The sequence below is a fragment of the Microcystis sp. T1-4 genome, from assembly GCF_000297435.1.
Classification (GTDB): domain Bacteria; phylum Cyanobacteriota; class Cyanobacteriia; order Cyanobacteriales; family Microcystaceae; genus Microcystis.
Genome location: NZ_CAIP01000115.1, coordinates 1 through 16655, shown reverse-complemented (window position 1 = coordinate 16655; position 16655 = coordinate 1). Strand labels below are relative to the sequence as shown.

Below are 16655 nucleotides of genomic sequence, written 5' to 3'. Positions count from 1 at the left end.
ACTACAAAATCTGAGGTTTCAGCCGATTTAACAAAGTAAATTCACAGGCGTTCTCCACTGACATCTAGAATTCCTAAAGGGACTAAAACAGCAGTCCATTAACTATCATGGTCATCGGCTTTTAAAGGTTATAAATGGCGGGCTTTGCCATGGACAGATAAATTGCCTATCTTAATGTTGTCAAAAATTTCCTCAGTTTTTGTGATTTTTTTGAGCGGTTTTATTTTTCTTTTTTTTTAAACTATAGCCCATTCGATTCAAAATATCTCCAATAGTTTGACGGGAAGGCAATTGTTCATCTGAATAGCCTTTTTCTTCTTTTAATGCCTCTCTTACCGCTCTGGCACTAATTTTTTTTAAAGCAAAAGTTGATTGAATTTTAGGGTCTTCTTGCCAGTAAATATCCACTAAACTCTTAATATCTTCCTCTAAGTTTGGCAGCAGTTCCTCCGTTTTTTTTCTCCCCCTAGCACGATAGTTATCAACACAAATAATCCCAGTTTCTAGCTCTTTTAATCCCGTTGCTATTGCCTGTCTAGACCATCCCAATTCTGTTTCAGCCCGGCGCGGCGAAGAGTTAAAATAGTCTATGGTTACTTGCGCCATAAAAGCCCTTTTCTTAAAACCTGTCAGCTTTTTTGCCGCATCTTTCAAGCTTGATTTGATTTTTTCAGTCAGTTCAGTTACCATAGTCGAAAGTGGGGGCAACAAGTTGCTTTTCCAGTCTAGACGGTAATTCATTAATACGCAAGTCCCTAACGCTCTTCTGGAACTTTCGCAAATCCCTGACCGAATCCAGATTCTCAAACCCTTGCTTGACAAGCGATCGCTAACTTTTTTTCTAATAAAAACTCAAATTTCGGGTTTCTGTTAGTTAGCGATCGCTTGAAGGCTTACCCCATAATACTAAATCTGGTTATTAAAAACTGATTATTTATTTCCGCTTTTACCTATTGCAAGAGTGCCTCTACTGATATGTAGCCTATACTCAACGGATTTAGTATGAGAGCAGGGCTGTTTCATCCTTACCTGCGCCACTTTAACACCCAAACCGACAAAAGCGACGATAATGATCGCACCTGTCGCGTCCGGTTCGGGAATGCTGGTGAGGGTTGTCGAGGCGAGACCTGCGATCGCTTGATGGGTTACGGTCGTGGGATGAAAACTGTCCCAGAAAAGATACTCAGAGGGATTGGCGCAGATCTGCCCGGTAGTGGTATTCAAACAAGCGTCCATGACGTTGGTTAAACCGTAGCGAGACGGATCGTTGTAGGTGTTCTCGAAGAGAGAGTAGATATCTAGCGGGATCAGAGTGGCCGCGGTCGAGGGAGCGTTTTGGAGGACTTGAAGCGCCGTGGCTAATTTCTGATTATGCTCTAGGGCTAGATCAGTCATCTCTGATATTCCCGCCTGACTGGGTAATTTCCCGAGGTCTGGTAGATTCGGAACGATCACCGTTTTCGCCCCGACCGCGGGGGAGATCAGAGTTTGAACCGCGGCGATAATGTTACCGACTACGACATCGGGGTCGGTACTAAAACCGAAAAGATAGTCGTTAGCTCCGGCCCAGACGACGAAGAGATCGCGAGCGTCGAAAGTTGATAGAGACGGGTTCGCGGCGAACGCGCCGATCTCGTCGAGTAATCCTGGAAAATCCCCCTCGAACAAGAGTTCGGCCACGTTCTCCTGGCCGCTGGTGGCTCCGCCGTAGGCAAGATTCAGCGCCGCGCTATTCGGCAGTCCGAAATCCTGCTGTAAATACTCGATCCAGAGCGAACCGTTAGAAAAGCGCCCGTTCGCGTAGGGGGGACTAGGCGGGTAAGAATTGCCCGTTAGTCGATATAAATTTCCCGGATCCGATAAGCTATCGCCGAATACCTGAAAACTATCGAAGGTGGCCGCTAGGGCTTTGAAAGGAGAAAGGAGAGTGAAGAAGCTAATTCCCGCCGTGGCAATTAGTGATTTTGTTAATAAATATTTCATCGGTTCGCCTTCAACAATGAAACGCATCAACCTCAAGAGTTGACAGAAAAAGGCTCATCATTTACTGTCCGATCAATACAACAACAAATCAGACCCAAAAACGAAGCCCTCAATATCTTAACATAGAACAAAGAAACTTGCTCTACCTACTTAGTCAAGAGGTGGGGCAATCGCACATAATTCTTAACACTTTTGGAATTTAAAAAAATGGACATAAATCAATACCTGATTATCTCCGAAGGTTGACAACAAACTCAACATGGTTGTTTAATTCATGTTGAAATTATCCGAGACATAGAAAATTCAAGAGCGATTCACTTACTGTCAGTAAGTCCTACTTCTTGTAACCTCCTCTTCAATCCCGAACGGTTACTGTACTGTTCGTAAATCTGGTTCAGACGCTCTTGGAAAACGGGCAAGCGGTTTTGATATTCGGCTAAGTCTCTTAATTTGACCAACAATTCAACGGCCTCATCGTAAGGTTTAGACTGGGCTTTTTGGGTCGTTTCGGTTATCCCGTCCTCTTAAAAACCGGAGAAAGTCACTATCAACGTATTAGCTGGGAAGAAGTTTATCGATTAGCCGAACAAGCTTTTCGTCAACCGTCCGAGACCATTGCCTCCTATAGTTCGGGACGTTCTTCTAATGAAGCCGCCTATCTCTTACAATTATTTTTCCTGGCATTGGGAAGTAATAATTTAGCCGATTGTTCCGATCTCTGTCATGCCGCCTCCACCGTAGGATTAAAACAGGTTTTCGGCTCCGGAACTTCGATGGTCAGTCTGGAAAGCTTAAAACAAGCCGATTGTGTGGTATTGATCGGTTCTAACGCCCCCGCTAATCATCCCCGCCTGATCAATGAATTAATTCAAATTCGTGATCGCGGCGGTAAAATTATTATTATTAACCCGCAAATTGAAATCGGATTGGTCAAATTCTCCTCGCCCGCTTTTCCGATTAAATCCCTATTGCGGGGCGGTTCCGATATTTCTACTCTCTACCTACAGCCGATTCCGGGTAGCGACACCGCCCTATTCGTCGGATTACAAAAATTTTTGATCGAACAAAATTTAGAATGCCCCCGGAATTGCCCTGATTCTCGGAACGGGACGCAGTTATGGACAACATAAGACCGTCGTTTATCAAGTGGGCGATAAATATTGGGGAATGCCCCACCGTCATTGTTTATTAATGAACGCCGAGGATGCCAAAAAAGCGGGCCTTCAAGAACATCAAAGAGTCACCGTCCAAGGAGATGCCGGCAAATTAGAAAATATCGAACTTATTTTCGGTCCGATTCGCGAGGGGGTTGGCTTTATGTTTTACCCCGAAGCCAATATTTTATTCAAGGCTAAAATCAAGCCTCGCTGTGGAACCCCCGCTTACAAAAGAGTTCCCGTCTGGGTTTTTTAGTTACCGATTCCCGATATTCTCAATAACGGTCAGACAATATCCTCACCTAAGAAATAAACTCAGCCAAAACAAACTGATTTTCCGTCCGATCGCTTTGATCGCATTTCTGTTATCCTATTCTTACCATCATTAGAGTAAATGGCCATGGGCGAGTTTTCGCTAACCGTATTAAGCATAGCCAGTTTATTGGCCGTCGGGATGACTACCCCTGGCATTGCAAGTCCCACATCTGGAGCGACGGAGTTGCAACTAGCTCAACGCCCTAACTGTAACAATCCCCAGACTCAAAGCGAAATGAACATTTGTGCTGGCATAGCCTATCAAAACGCCGATCGCAAGTTAAATCAAGTTTATCGACAACTACTGCCAAAACTGTCAGCTGCTCGCAAACAAAAATTAATTACCGCCCAACAAGCTTGGATTAAGTTTAGAGACAGCAGTTGCGAATTTGAAAGAAGTGAGTTTGAGGGAGGCTCTATAGCTCCCATGATTTACAGTAATTGTTTGGCAGATGTCACCGAGCAGCGCACCAAAGATTTACGGAGATATTTAGAAAATGGAGATCTCTAAGTCGGGCTTGCTGAATAATGGTAAAACCCTTTTAAAATAAGGCTTTTGACCTGTTAAAATCCGATGTTCATGCTGCGAAAATAGGATTGGGACATTCAAAAACCTGGCATTATCCTTTTTATAGTACATAAATCAGTACAAAGAAGGAGGGCAACAAAGCCTGAAACTCCCTACTCCGTTCGGACCTCGGACGTTCGGCGAGACTTCGGACGTTCGGCGAGATCAGTCGAGCCGCGTGAGCTTTTGTCGAACGCTGAGCTTACGGCCGAAGCCTGACTCCTAAGCCCACCAACAAACTTTTTCAGCCAACCCTACTTACTGGAAAGAACCTCTTCCAGACACACCCCGGCAAAGATCTAGAGTGGACCCCATCTAATTGCCCGTCGGTAAACCATCTTTACATTTAGCTAACCAGTCCAATAAACTATCTAACTGCTGTGGTGGTTTTACCAATCCTAAACCCCTAACTGTCACCTGTTTGGGACTATAAACAAAGCGTGATTGTATATGTTGGGGTAGGTGTTCTTGTAATAATTTCCACGCTGGCTCTTCCATGGGAGTTTCGAGGATAATATGCTGTTTTCCATCGGGTTTAATGCGGGAAAAACCGAGGGATTTAGCCAGATGTTTTAACTCGATTACCTTAAATAATTGTGCCACCGGTGAAGGAATTCCCCCGTATCTATCGACTAAATCGGCGGCAATTTGTCCTAAATTTTTCTGAGAATTGGCAGTAGCGATCGCCCGATAGACATCCATTTTCTGCTCCGGATCGGATATATAATCGTTAGGAATAAATGCAGTTAATTTCAGATCGATTTGGGTATCCTCCACTTGGGGAATTTCTTGACCTTGAATTTCCTGCAAAGCTTCCTGTAACATTTCCATATATAGATCAAAACCGATCGCTTCCATTTGTCCTGATTGTTCCGCACCCAATAAGTTACCAGCGCCGCGAATTTCCAGATCTCTAGTCGCTAATTGATACCCCGATCCTAACTGGGTAAATTCTTGAATTGCCTTTAATCTTTCCCGAGCGGTTTCTGTTAGTTCTGCCTTGGCTGGATACAGTAACCAAGCGTGCGCTTGTACTCCCGATCGCCCCACCCGTCCCCGCAGTTGATAGAGTTGCGCTAAACCGAATTTTTGGGCATCTTCAATGATAATCGTGTTAACTCTGGGAATATCTAACCCCGACTCCACAATAGTCGTACAGACTAAGATATCCGCTTCCCCATTATTAAATGCTAACATGGTGGTCTCTAATTCGGACTCATCCATACGACCGTGGCCGATGGCAATTCTAGCACCAGGAATCATCCCTTGAATTGCTGCCGCTTTTTCTTCAATCCCCTCGATTCTGGGTAATACATAAAAAACCTGTCCCCCCCGATCCAATTCGTTGCGAATTGCCGTTCTAATCACATCAGAATTATAACTAGAAAGGTGGGTTTGAATGGGACGACGAGAGGGGGGAGGTGTGGTAATTAAACTCATTTCTCGCACCCCAGAAAGGGACATATAAAGAGTCCGGGGAATCGGTGTCGCACTCAAGGTTAACACATCAATATTACTTTTAAAAGCCTTAATTTTTTCCTTTTGATTGACACCAAAACGCTGTTCTTCATCAATTACCAATAATCCTAAATCTTTAAACTCCACCGCTTTACTCAATAACAACTGAGTACCCACTACTATATCCAATTCCCCCGTTTTCAAGCGCTGGACGATATCTTTTTTCTCGGAATTGGTGCGAAAACGATTTAATAAACCCACATTAATGGGATAGGGAGCAAAACGTTCTTTTAGGGTGTGATAATGTTGTTGGGTTAAAATCGTTGTTGGTGCTAATAAAGCCACCTGTTTATGACCCGTGGTGACAGCTTTAAAAATAGCCCGAATCGCCACTTCTGTCTTACCAAAACCCACATCCCCACAGACTAAGCGATCCATCGGGCGATCGCTTTCTAAATCCCGTTTCACATCCTGTATCGCTTTTAATTGATCGGCAGTGGGTTGGTAGGGAAAAGAATCCTCTAACTCCCGCTGCCAGGGATTATCCATAGGATAGGCAAAACCCGATTTTTTGGCCCGTTGGGCGTAAATATTGATTAAATCAACCGCTAACTTCTTAATCGACTTCCTGACGCGAGCTTTCGTCGCTTCCCACGCTTTGCCAGAGATTTTATGTAATTCTGGCTCTTGATTACCTGTATGACGATAACGGGAGAGATTATCAACAGAATCGGCAGGAACCCGCAATAATCCATCGGCATACTTAATAACTAGATAATCTCGACCTTGCACTATTCCGCTAATTGTGCTTTCCTGCTTTTCTAGTTTGATAAACTGCCCAATGCCATGGTGTTTATGTACTACAAAATCGAGGGGACGGAGTTTGTTCACGTCCACCTGTACCGAGGCTGCTTGCCGACGTTTGCGGACGTAACCAGCAGTATTTAGAAGATGTTGTCCGAAGAACTCTCGATCAGTAACGACGACTATGCGATAGGTGGGTAGGATAAAACCTTCTAATTCAGCTAATCCTGAGTATTTTAGGGCTGTAGCGGTGTTTTGAATGATTAATCGCTCGATCGCCCCAAAATCAAGGGGATTGGGGATAAATTGGGCCGGACAGTCGTGTTCCTGTAATAACGAGACTGTGCGGGAGGGTTGGGCAGATATTAACCATGTAGCGTACTTATTTACTTTAATACCGCTATAAATCTCTCTTTTTCCCCGTAAAATTTCCGCTAGTTTGGCGAATTGCCCCGGATTGGTGGGAATCGGACGACTGGAGAGATTAAGGCTATTTTCGGAGAGGTGATCGTCTATTTCTGAGAGGTAGAGATGGGGAAATTTGGCCGATATTTCCAAAGATTCGCCAAAAGAACGGTGAATTTGCGGTAAAGCTGGTTCTATCTCTTGCCAGCGTTCCCCAATATATTCTATCCAGCGATCGCTTCTAGCTTGACAGCTTTCCAGTTCATCAAAGGCAATAAGGGTATTTTCAGGGAGATAATCCAATAAAGAGGCAGGTTGACGGAAGGCCAAGCCTAAAAATCGCTCAATTCCCTCTGGATAAATGCCATTAGCCAATTTTTCTCGCTCTTCGGCCTCCAGATAATCGGCCACTGTCGGGGGGAGAGAAGGGGCAATCATCGCCGCGAAGCTAGTGGGAGTAAGAAGCAGATTGGGGATAGAATCGAGCGATCTTTGGGTGGCAGGGTCAAATTCTCGCAATTTTTCCAATTCATCGCCGAAAAATTCTAACCTGACCGGTAATTCTGCCGAAACTGGGAAAATATCAACGATATCGCCGCGACGACTCCATTGTCCTTCGGTTTCTACCAGTGAAACCCGTTCATATCCTAATCTAGCTAGGGTTAGATCGAGGTTTTTGGCTTCTATAACCCTTCCTACCTCAAAATTATCGCTATATTTCTCGAAAACCTCTCTAGGGGGTAAATGGGGCTGCAGGGCCTTTTCGGTGGTAACGATCGCCATTCCAGCCTCTTGATGACTGATTGTCGATAATACCTGCATCTGTCCCCAAATCATCTCGGATTCCCGATTAAATCTCTCGTAGGGGCAAGCTTCCGAGGTGGGATAAAAGAAAACACCTTTCCACGTCATCGCTTCTAATTGTGCCGCCCAACGTGCCGCTTCTTCCAGATTGGCACAGATAATTAAAAGATTTTTTCCTTGACAACGGGCGAAAGCTGTGCCTATTAATCCTTTCGGTAAGCGGGCAAGGCCGGTTAGGGTTAAATTGCCATTTTTCTCCAGTTTTTGGATAAGTTCGGCAGTTAATGGCGATTTTTCAATGTTGCGAATAACGGAGGCAAAAGTCATTTTTTCGTGTTCGGCACTCGGTTTTTAGTTAGGGTTTGCGGCAAAAAGTTTTTCGTGGGGACAGGGTGTGGGGTGTGGGGTTTTACCGATTTTGAGGGGGTCAATTACTTAATTTTCCCCCCGATCACTCTCATGTCCGGTACTTTTTGATTTCCCAAAAAGTCTAAAAGTCTTACCCAACACGGTTTTTAGATTTATTCAGCAAGCTCTAGTTAAGCTCTACTGAATTTTTTATACTGCCTCTTGGGATTTTTAGTACAAATGCTCAGGCTTCCTCTCCCTGCTCCGGTGCAGTCTTAGCAAGTATCAGTTATCAGTTCACCCACTACTTTTTGGGGTTAATTTTTTTGGGCTTTATTTGACTTGACCAGAGGGGGGTCGCAGGCGCACGGATTTTCCATTATCTATATAATATCATGTCAAGCCCTAGTTAGCAAGAGAAAATTTTTTAATTGGGAGCGAAAGATCGAAGGACGAAAAACCAGTACATCTATACCGAAATATTTTCAGAATGATAACGATTCTCACCGACTGTGATAAGATCAGAATCATAATCAGACTCAGTTAATCCGATGGGTAAAAAATTCCAGTTAACAGCGATCGCTTTAACCCTGACTATAGCCAGCTTAACAGCTTGTAGCGATTCCTCGGTCAAGGAAGAGGAAGCAAAGACACCCTTACAGGTGACAGTGAGTATCGTACCGCAGGAATATTTCGTCAAACGCATCGGCGGTGATAGAGTCAGTGTTAATGCCATGATTCAACCCGGGACAGATCCCCACACCTATGAACCAAAACCCGAACAATTAAAAACCACAGCCCAATCGCAAGCCTACTTTAAAATCGGTGTATCCTTAGAGGATGCCTGGAAAGATCGCTTAAACAGTGTTAACCAACAGATGTTAATCGTCGATACCAGTCAAGGAGTAGATAAAATCCCTTTGACAGCAGAACATAATCACGATCATGATCACGATCATGATCACAGCAAGGAAGAAAAACATCAAGCTGGAAAAAACACCCTAGATCCCCATATTTGGTTATCACCAAAACGAGTCAAAGCACAAGCAAAGACTATTTATCAAACCCTAGCAAAACTCGATCCCAGTCAGGAACCTATCTATCGAGCTAACTTGGAAAAATTCAGTCAGGAATTAGACGCATTAGATCAAGAAATTCGGCAAAACTTGGCAGGGATTAAAAACAAAAAATTTATGGTATTTCATCCCGAATGGGGCTATTTTGCCCAAGATTACGGTTTAGAGATGATTGCGATCGAAATCGACGGTAATGAACCCAGTGCTGCCCAGTTAAGTCAACTAATCAAACAGGCCAAAAAAGAGAATATTAAAGTTATTTTTACTCAACCAGAATTTAGTCAGAAAAGCGCCGAAACTATTGCTAGGGAAATTGGGGGACAGGTAATCCCTATCAGTGCCTTTGCTGAAAATTGGAGTGAAAACCTGCGACAAGTTTCCCAAAAAATGGCCACAGTTTTAAATCAGTAATTGCTTGTATATGTCAACGATCATTACCATTAATAATCTCTGGGCCGGCTACGAACAGGAACCCATCCTCGAAGATATTAATTTAACCATTGAAGAATTGGATTTCCTGGGAATTATCGGCCCGAATGGAGGAGGAAAAACTACCCTCCTTAAGGTTTTACTGGGATTAATTAAACCTTGGCGGGGAGAAGTCAGTATTTTGGGGCAAAATGTCGAAAAAGGTCGGGAATTAGTCGGTTATGTGCCGCAGTTTGTAGAATGCGATCGCTCATTTCCCATTACTGTGGGTGAGGTGGTGAAAATGGGGAGATTGAGCAGCAAAAAACTCTGGCAAGGCTATAGTAAAAAAGATGAGTTAAGGGTAGATAAAGCTTTAGATAGTGTGGGAATGTTAGCGTTGAAAAAAAGGTCGATTGCTGAACTTTCGGGAGGACAGCGCCAACGGGTTTATATCGCTCGCGCTTTAGCGGTAGAACCCCGTCTCTTGATTTTAGATGAACCCACTGCTAGTGTCGATCCCCAAATGCGTGCTAGTATTTTTTCCCTGTTGCAAGAATTGAATGAGTGGATGACTATTTTAATTATTTCCCACGATCTAGGAACCCTATCTACCTATGTTAAATCGATCGGTTGTCTCAATCGTCGTCTTTATTATCACGGCCAAAAATCTCTTACTACCGCTATGCTAGAACAAGTGTATTGTTAAGTAGTCGTGCAAAATTAATTTCTTGGTTAGGATAGGCAAAAGGCAAAAGGCAAAAGGCAAAAGCTTTATCGAAATGTGTAATTAATTTTGCTTAGGTACTTAAAAGTTTTCTCCTTTTGGGTTAAAATTGATTTCTGCTCAAGCTCATTGTTGAATGGCATTCACTCGTGTCTAAAAGGGATAAACTACTAGAACTCCTAAAGAATAGTCCTAATAACGCAAGATTCAACGATATTTGTAAACTGCTAGAATTAGAAGGGTTTTCCCTTGATCGAATTACAGGTAGCCATCACATTTTTAAAAGAAATGATATTATTTTGATCATACCTGTTCATAATAAAAAAGTAAAATCTGTTTATATTCGTCGAGTCCTTGAAATCATCGGAGACAACTAAAGATGAATTATCCAATTATTATTTATCCCTGTGAAGAAGGCGGTTTTGTCGCTGAAATTCCAGCACTATCTGGCTGTTTGGCTCAGGGTGAAACCTTAGAAGAAACCCTACAAGAATTACTGATGGTAAAAGATTTATGGTTAGAAACAGCCCAAAAATATAATCAAAAACTTCCCAACTTAGAAACAGAGATAGCGAAAATCAAAGCATTAAGCACTGTATAGAGCATTTTTGGGGGAATTGTGATCGCTAATTGCCGTCTTGACTTAAAAAATAGTTACTTAACGGGCTTTTTTGCTTTTAATCATGATGAATTTGTAATTATTCTGCGTTACGCTAAAACATCCTAGCGTGCTACTATTCTGGTCAGTGATTCTTGACAGTAACCAGACGCGATCGCAGATTCAGATGGATCAACAGTTTCCCAGTGTCGGTAGTCAGACAAAGGGACTTTTGGTTAATGCCGATGGTTCTGTGGATATCTATTTCGGGCCGAAACCGCTTGCGGGTAAGGAAAATAATTGGGTGCAGACAAATCCGGGCACGGGTTGGAATACGATTCTTCGGCTTTATGGCCCGCTTGAGCCTTGGTTTGATAAGACTTGGCGACCAGGGGAAATCGAGTTGTTAAAATAGTCCTAACTCGTTATCAAAGCTCAGGAGGTTTTGCATAATCGTGGAAAGTTTCTGAATATCCTTTTCTACAGGGTGAATATACGGAAACTTTCTCTTTATTTGTCCTCTAGGAGTTGACTAGCCAGAAAATGTCAGTATAATGAATAGATTAGATTGCTCCGCCTAAAGACTTTTCGGTTGTGATCAAGAGAAATTGGTGGTAAGCAAAGTTTGAAAAGCTTTAAATACAAGGAACACTAAATTTATGGATATATCTGCACTTGCCGCTCAAGCAGTAACAATTGTTCTTTATGCTCTCGATAAAGCCACTGGTGGGGCTTTAGAAAAAGCTGGTACGGATATTCTAGATTTCCTGAAAACTCGGTTTCGAGGCAGAGTAAGCCTTGATAAAGCAAAACAGGAATACAGATTTTTGGAAGCTGCAATCATTGATGAGTCTCGACTGGATAGACAATTTAAGGAAGATTTAGAGAGATTGGTCACTCAGTTTCAGCAAATTCAGTCAGTAGAGAACATATCTAATGTCACCCAAAACACCCAATCAGGTGTAAATCTTAACGTAAATAGCAATACGGGTACAGTCATAGGTCAACAAACTACAATTAATAATAATGATCAATTATCAGGAAGAATAGAAGAATTAATCAAAATATTTGAGTACAGAGCAGAACAAATCAACGATGGATTAAAGGAAAATCATTGGCATCAAGGTCATTGGCGAAATGCTCATGTTCAAGACTTCTATCAACGTTTTAATAAATTACACGCTCAACATTTGGAGGCTTTACAGCAGGGAAATCTTGCACATTCCCTTATGATTTTGGATGATATTGTTCAACTTTCATTGCAGATTGAAAGTAAGAAGATTAGGGTAGAACGTATGTACGTTTCGAGTTTCCCGCCTTCACCTCGAACTTTAAGCGAATTGTATGTTGTTTCGCTCTCTACGAAGGAGTGGTTAAGGACAGAGAAAAAACAGCAAAGTGGCAGTTGCCCATCAAGCATGGAGAAGGATAATCTCAAAATATATTCTCTTATCTTGAAGGAGAAAGATGAGAGAGAAGCTGAAAGAGCTGCAAAAGCTGCAAAAACTAGAGAAGCTAGAGAAGCTGCAAGAGCTGATGCAAAAACACTACCGAGAAATAGTTCTGGAAACATATATAGTGTAACATTGATTTTTGAAGATGAAGGAATTAATGAAACCATAGAAGTTCCTCTTGAAGTTCCTCTTGATGAGTATATTTTGGATGTCGCTGAAAAATTAGAGCTAGATCTACCATATAGTTGCGGAGCAGGTGCTTGTGGAACTTGTGCGGGTATTTTAGTGTCAGGCAAAGTAGATCAATCAGACCAATCTTTTTTAGATGATGACCAAATTCAAGAGGGCTTTGTTTTATTGTGCGTTGCATATCCTGTATCTGATTGTACAATCCTCGTAAATCAGGGAGAGAAACTGTATTAAGCCTGAGTGAGATCGTCTTCTTCTTGTTGACTTTAAAACTGCGATCATTTTGACTGCTGAAAGTCCGATCGCCGATCTTGTAGGTTGGGTTGACGAAAGGAAACCCAACATTTCTACACAGAAAATATCCCCTTTCCAAAACGAATTAACACCATTATCTTTTAATTTGTTGGGTTGCGTTCCTTAACCCAACCCACCGAATTTTTGAAAAATTTTAGTTGATCTTGTCGGTTGATACGACGAAACCCAACCTACATTTTATTCCATACTAATATCACTATCAAAGATCAGCCTTTCTGAAGCCCCCCACATCTGATCATAAATTCCTTCTTCAACATAACGATGAAAACTGGAGTGTTGCCAATCTTTCGGAGCATTTACTAATCCATGATGCACGGGATTGTAATGGATGTATTCGAGATGATTAACAAAATCTCGATCGCCGTAGGCGCGCCCTTGGCGACCATCTCGAACTTGATGCTCCCAAAAGCGACGTTGCCAAATAGCCTTTTCTCCTTTATGTTGTCGAGATGTTGAAATTTTACCCTGATATTGAGAATGACATTGACGGCTAAAATAACTTTAAATTAATCGCCAACGAGTTGAAAAATCTGCATCTGTTTCAGGCAATGTCCAAAGAGCATGAATGTGATCTGGTAAAATGACAATAGCATCAATCTTAAAATGATGTTGTCGCATAACATATTTAAAAGCATTTCGTAGTAAATCCACATTTTCAGGTTCACACAAAATTTTGTGACGATTGTATGTCACAACTGTAAAAAAATAAGTAGCTCCAGGTGTTTTTGCTCTACGGTATTGCATCAAGTTAGAATAACATTTATTGGATTGGTGTTTACGCAACTGGCGTTGGGTTTCGTGCCTCAACCCAACCTACCAAACTTTAAGACCGCAATTCCTTTGGCTTTTGAAAGTGCGATCGCTATTATCTTGTTGATTAAATTTTAAAATTGCCATTGCTTGGGATAGGAACGCAAAGGGCGATCAATTTTTGATGAGGAGGAGAGGCGATCGCTTTTTGAGAATGAGGAGAGGTGATCGCTTTTTGGGGATGAGAAGAGGCGATCGTTTTTTGAGAAGGAGCGGCGATCATTTTTGGGAGGAGCGCAATCACCGATCTTGTAGTGCGATCGTTTTTTGATGATGGGGAGGGGCGATTGCTTTTTGGGGAGGAAAAGGGGCGATCGCCTGCCCTGAGATTAATCTCTCAACAAAGCTCGAAAACCAGCTTGCTGAAAATGAATATCCGTTGTTAATGCTTCCGTTATTCTACGCTCTTCCATTACAATAAAAGAAATACAGTCAACAATTCCCCAATTTTTATCGTTTCTTTGACAATATAGTTGAAAAGCTTTTTGATAAAGAATTTCCGATAAGGGAATAACTGTCACTGTTCTGTCCTTTTCTAATGAGGACAACAATTTAATTGACTTAGAGCGATATTTTTGTTTAGATAAAGCATTGCCAATCTCTAAAATAATGGCTCTGGTTGTAACTAAAGGTGTTTTTGAAGTTTTTAATTGTTGGGCAATGGCAAGTGCTTTATGATGATAATCGTCCGTAGATGAAGATAAAGCGATCGCATAACTTGTATCGAGAAATTTCTCAGGGTTCATGCTCTTTTTCTTCGCCATATAAATATTTATCTAGATTTTCTGACCAATCAGAGGGGCCGTCTAGTTGTAATGATTCTGCTGTCTCTAAAAAAGAAGTGAGTTCATTATTTTCATCCGATAAGTTATCAACAATAATGCGGACACGAGTATTAGCCTTCAATGTAACGGGTTGCTCTGGATGAAAGACCTTTCCGTCAAATAATGCGTTAATAGAATTAAGCATGATCTGTTGGTGAAATGATTTTTACTTGAAATATCTATATTATAAATGTAACACACCAAATTGATTGTTATTCGCTGTCATCTTGTTGGTTAAACTTTAAAGCTGCCGCTTGGGATAGGAAGGCAAAGGGCGATCATTTTTTGTGATGATGATTGCGATCGCTTTTTGAGAATGAGGAGAGGCGATCGTTTTTTTTGGGATGAGAAGGGGCGATCGCTTTTTGATGAGGAGGAGAGGCGATCGTTTCTTGAGTGAGGAGGGGCGATCGTTTTTGGGTGATGTGGGAATGGCGATCACATATCGTATTTTTCTATTATCATAGTAAAATCAGGCAAATATTTTGAAAATAACATGAAAATTAAAGCTCTAATCTGGCAAGAAGATGGTATTTGGTGCGGTTCCGTACCGGCATTGCCAGGCTGTCATACCTGGGGAGAAAGCTACGAACAATTATTAGAAATGTTGCAAGATGCAGTTCAAGGATGGCTTGAAGTTGCAAGTCAAGAAACAGAAATTGAAGCAGAAAAAGAGCTAGTCGAATTATCATTATGAAATCTATTTCTGGCCAAGCCCTTTGTAAAATTATTGAACGTTATGGTTGGCAGTTAAAACGCATTAGTAGTAGTCATTATATTTATACAAAACAGGGAATGAAAGTTATTTTATCCGTTCCTGTTCATGGCAATAAAGATTTACCAATTGGTACTCTTAAGAGTATTTTGAAAGATGCTGATCTGACCGAAGATGACTTGAGATAACGGTGATCGCTGTTTTCTTGTTGATTAAATCTTAAAAACGCGATCAGGTTTTCTTTTGAAATCTAGGGTAAAGCTGTTAAAACAAAACGGATAGACGTTGCCACTACCGCCGTAAACAAAATCCCAATCAAAGCCCAAACCTGATTGCCCTGATTGCTTTCTACCTTTTCTATCTGTAATTCCATTTTATCGAATCGCTTATCCATTGAATCCAATCGTTTCTCTACATTATCAACTTTGGTTTCTACAGTAGCCAATCGAATCTGTACTTGATTCACATCTTTAGAAATTGTATCTAGCTTCTGATTCATTTCTGCTAGAACTTCGCGCAAATCTGTTTCGATGATAGTCGGTGTTGGCATAACTCATCTTGTTAATCAGGCTGACACACTCATTTTAATCTATTTTTTTGCTGAGAGAACGGCCTCTTCTCAAAATATAGCAATTCTCATTTTAAGGTTTCATGACATTAAAACCCTTGCACCTAGAGGGGTTAATAATTCTTAACGAATCTCTAGATCGCTGAAACAACGCAAAATCGTTTCAAAATGAGAATAGCTGGTACGAATTGCGGTGCAGACAATACCTTACTCAAAAAACCCTGCGCTACTATTAGAACTAGAGGCGATCATTTGAAGGGCAACTGAGCCACCGTATAATGTTCAAATTCATACTGGAGTCCTAACCCATGCAAGTGAAACTTTCGGAGCAAATCTCGTCTGCGGATGCGGAAAATATTTTAAAGTGCTTACCAGACTGGATTCAGGATGCCCTGATTGCTCGCGCTACTGAAATTGATTATCCCGTTGAAGCAATCCTTGAGATGGCGATCGCCAGTTTTCTAGACACAGAGGCATTAAGTTTTGCCGACTGTAAGCCAGGGCGAGGTCAATAAGTGCGATCGCTCTTGTAGTAACGCACTAAATTAATTGTTATTCACCGTAATTATCTGATTTTTTGGATTTTTATTAATGCGATCGCCGAGCTTGTAGCTGATCTTGTAGTGCGATCATTTTTTGATGATGGGGAGGGGCGATGGTTTTTGGGAGGAGCAATTTTTGGGGAATGGCGATTTGGATGAGGAGGGGCGATCATTTTTGGGGAGGAGGAGGGGCGATTTTGAGGAGGAGGGGCGATCGCTCCCTAATAAGTATAAGTTGATATAATTATCGTATGTTTATCTGGTCGTCAAAATGTTGCTAAAAATCGTACAAATCGGTAATTCTCAAGCAATTACAATTCCTCAAGCAATCATGGAACAGTGTGAACTTCTGGACGAAGTTGAGGCGATAGTTGATGGAAAAAGAATTATTCTGAGTGCTAAAAAGAAGGTGAGGGAAGGCTGGGCTGAGTTATTTGATGATGCTCCTATTGAAGCCGAGTTACAGGATTGGTTAGGGGTGGAAAACGAGTTTGAGCGGCAAAATCAATGGTAGAAAGATTGGCTCTTCGGTAATTGTTATGCAAATAATTAACTTAAAATAAAATTCGATGAGAGTACTTAAGCTT

General features: G+C 41.7%; 20 protein-coding genes and 1 pseudogene. 12 read left to right on the top strand and 9 right to left on the bottom strand.

What is annotated here, in order from left to right; genetic code table 11:
* Positions 1-192: 192 nt before the first annotated feature.
* Together MICAI_RS06485 and MICAI_RS06480 are read right to left on the bottom strand one after the other, a co-directional pair.
* Positions 193-741: a hypothetical protein gene (locus MICAI_RS06485; protein WP_106909744.1), complete on the bottom strand. Its 549-nt coding sequence runs from the start codon at positions 739-741 to the stop codon at positions 193-195.
* A 189-nt stretch (positions 742-930) separates the two neighbouring features.
* On the bottom strand, positions 931-2010 hold the full coding sequence (locus MICAI_RS06480) for an SGNH/GDSL hydrolase family protein (RefSeq protein ID WP_008199382.1): 1080 nt from the start codon (positions 2008-2010) through the stop codon (positions 931-933).
* A gap of 470 nt (positions 2011-2480) precedes the next feature.
* Between MICAI_RS06480 and MICAI_RS06475 the strand changes: the two are divergent.
* Both MICAI_RS06475 and MICAI_RS06470 read left to right on the top strand, forming a co-directional pair.
* A pseudogene (locus MICAI_RS06475) lies at positions 2481-3396 on the top strand (molybdopterin dinucleotide binding domain-containing protein); the annotation flags it as partial.
* A gap of 144 nt (positions 3397-3540) precedes the next feature.
* On the top strand, positions 3541-3966 hold the full coding sequence (locus MICAI_RS06470) for a lysozyme inhibitor LprI family protein (RefSeq protein ID WP_008199375.1): 426 nt from the start codon (positions 3541-3543) through the stop codon (positions 3964-3966).
* Between the two features lie 372 nt (positions 3967-4338).
* On the opposite strand, the gene mfd is transcribed toward MICAI_RS06470, so the two are convergent.
* A complete protein-coding gene (gene mfd, locus MICAI_RS06465) occupies positions 4339-7821 on the bottom strand; it encodes a transcription-repair coupling factor (protein ID WP_008199373.1) in 3483 nt (1160 codons plus the stop codon).
* A gap of 572 nt (positions 7822-8393) precedes the next feature.
* Here mfd and MICAI_RS06460 point away from each other — a divergent pair.
* From MICAI_RS06460 to MICAI_RS25755, 6 genes are all read left to right on the top strand, one after another.
* Entirely contained in the window at positions 8394-9329 is a 936-nt protein-coding gene (locus MICAI_RS06460; RefSeq protein WP_008199371.1) for a metal ABC transporter solute-binding protein, Zn/Mn family, read from the top strand.
* Between the two features lie 10 nt (positions 9330-9339).
* Positions 9340-10035, top strand: a complete 696-nt coding sequence (locus tag MICAI_RS06455) for a metal ABC transporter ATP-binding protein (protein ID WP_004163551.1) — start codon at positions 9340-9342, stop codon at positions 10033-10035.
* A 167-nt stretch (positions 10036-10202) separates the two neighbouring features.
* Positions 10203-10430, top strand: coding sequence for a type II toxin-antitoxin system HicA family toxin (locus MICAI_RS23320; RefSeq protein ID WP_008199366.1), 228 nt, complete (start codon positions 10203-10205; stop codon positions 10428-10430).
* Positions 10431-10432: 2 nt separating this feature from the next.
* A complete protein-coding gene (locus tag MICAI_RS06450) occupies positions 10433-10654 on the top strand; it encodes a type II toxin-antitoxin system HicB family antitoxin (protein ID WP_002744564.1) in 222 nt (73 codons plus the stop codon).
* A gap of 127 nt (positions 10655-10781) precedes the next feature.
* Positions 10782-11066 (top strand): DUF1214 domain-containing protein, encoded by a 285-nt coding sequence (locus tag MICAI_RS06445; protein WP_071989010.1) that lies wholly within the window; start codon positions 10782-10784, stop codon positions 11064-11066.
* A gap of 1156 nt (positions 11067-12222) precedes the next feature.
* A complete protein-coding gene (locus MICAI_RS25755; RefSeq protein ID WP_039899720.1) occupies positions 12223-12528 on the top strand; it encodes a 2Fe-2S iron-sulfur cluster-binding protein in 306 nt (101 codons plus the stop codon).
* A 582-nt stretch (positions 12529-13110) separates the two neighbouring features.
* On the opposite strand, the gene MICAI_RS26920 is transcribed toward MICAI_RS25755, so the two are convergent.
* The 5 genes from MICAI_RS26920 to MICAI_RS25745 all read right to left on the bottom strand — a co-directional run bounded on the left by MICAI_RS26920 (position 13111) and on the right by MICAI_RS25745 (position 14685).
* On the bottom strand, positions 13111-13392 hold the full coding sequence (locus MICAI_RS26920; protein WP_232306152.1) for an REP-associated tyrosine transposase: 282 nt from the start codon (positions 13390-13392) through the stop codon (positions 13111-13113).
* A gap of 94 nt (positions 13393-13486) precedes the next feature.
* Positions 13487-13663: a hypothetical protein gene (locus MICAI_RS25750; RefSeq protein WP_008199356.1), complete on the bottom strand. Its 177-nt coding sequence runs from the start codon at positions 13661-13663 to the stop codon at positions 13487-13489.
* Between the two features lie 85 nt (positions 13664-13748).
* On the bottom strand, positions 13749-14165 hold the full coding sequence (locus tag MICAI_RS06425) for a type II toxin-antitoxin system VapC family toxin (RefSeq protein ID WP_002792614.1): 417 nt from the start codon (positions 14163-14165) through the stop codon (positions 13749-13751).
* Complete coding sequence (locus tag MICAI_RS06420) at positions 14155-14388, bottom strand: hypothetical protein (protein ID WP_002755783.1); 234 nt, start codon at positions 14386-14388, stop codon at positions 14155-14157. The genes MICAI_RS06425 and MICAI_RS06420 overlap by 11 nt, the downstream gene beginning before the upstream one ends.
* Positions 14389-14484: 96 nt before the next feature.
* Positions 14485-14685: a hypothetical protein gene (locus tag MICAI_RS25745; RefSeq protein WP_157221729.1), complete on the bottom strand. Its 201-nt coding sequence runs from the start codon at positions 14683-14685 to the stop codon at positions 14485-14487.
* A gap of 54 nt (positions 14686-14739) precedes the next feature.
* Here MICAI_RS25745 and MICAI_RS06415 point away from each other — a divergent pair, with 54 nt between their 5' ends.
* Both MICAI_RS06415 and MICAI_RS06410 read left to right on the top strand, forming a co-directional pair.
* Positions 14740-14940 (top strand): type II toxin-antitoxin system HicB family antitoxin, encoded by a 201-nt coding sequence (locus MICAI_RS06415; RefSeq protein ID WP_002735173.1) that lies wholly within the window; start codon positions 14740-14742, stop codon positions 14938-14940.
* Positions 14937-15146 (top strand): type II toxin-antitoxin system HicA family toxin, encoded by a 210-nt coding sequence (locus MICAI_RS06410; protein WP_008199354.1) that lies wholly within the window; start codon positions 14937-14939, stop codon positions 15144-15146. Before MICAI_RS06415 ends, MICAI_RS06410 begins: the two co-directional genes overlap by 4 nt.
* 62 nt (positions 15147-15208) lie before the next feature.
* Here MICAI_RS06410 and MICAI_RS06405 read toward each other — a convergent pair whose 3' ends face one another.
* Positions 15209-15508, bottom strand: coding sequence for a hemolysin XhlA family protein (locus tag MICAI_RS06405; protein WP_002755782.1), 300 nt, complete (start codon positions 15506-15508; stop codon positions 15209-15211).
* Between the two features lie 326 nt (positions 15509-15834).
* On the opposite strand from MICAI_RS06405, the gene MICAI_RS06400 reads away from it, so the two are divergent.
* A complete protein-coding gene (locus tag MICAI_RS06400) occupies positions 15835-16041 on the top strand; it encodes a hypothetical protein (RefSeq protein ID WP_002736760.1) in 207 nt (68 codons plus the stop codon).
* A 298-nt stretch (positions 16042-16339) separates the two neighbouring features.
* Positions 16340-16582, top strand: coding sequence for an AbrB/MazE/SpoVT family DNA-binding domain-containing protein (locus MICAI_RS06395; RefSeq protein WP_002736094.1), 243 nt, complete (start codon positions 16340-16342; stop codon positions 16580-16582).
* The last annotated feature ends 73 nt before the right edge of the window (positions 16583-16655 follow it).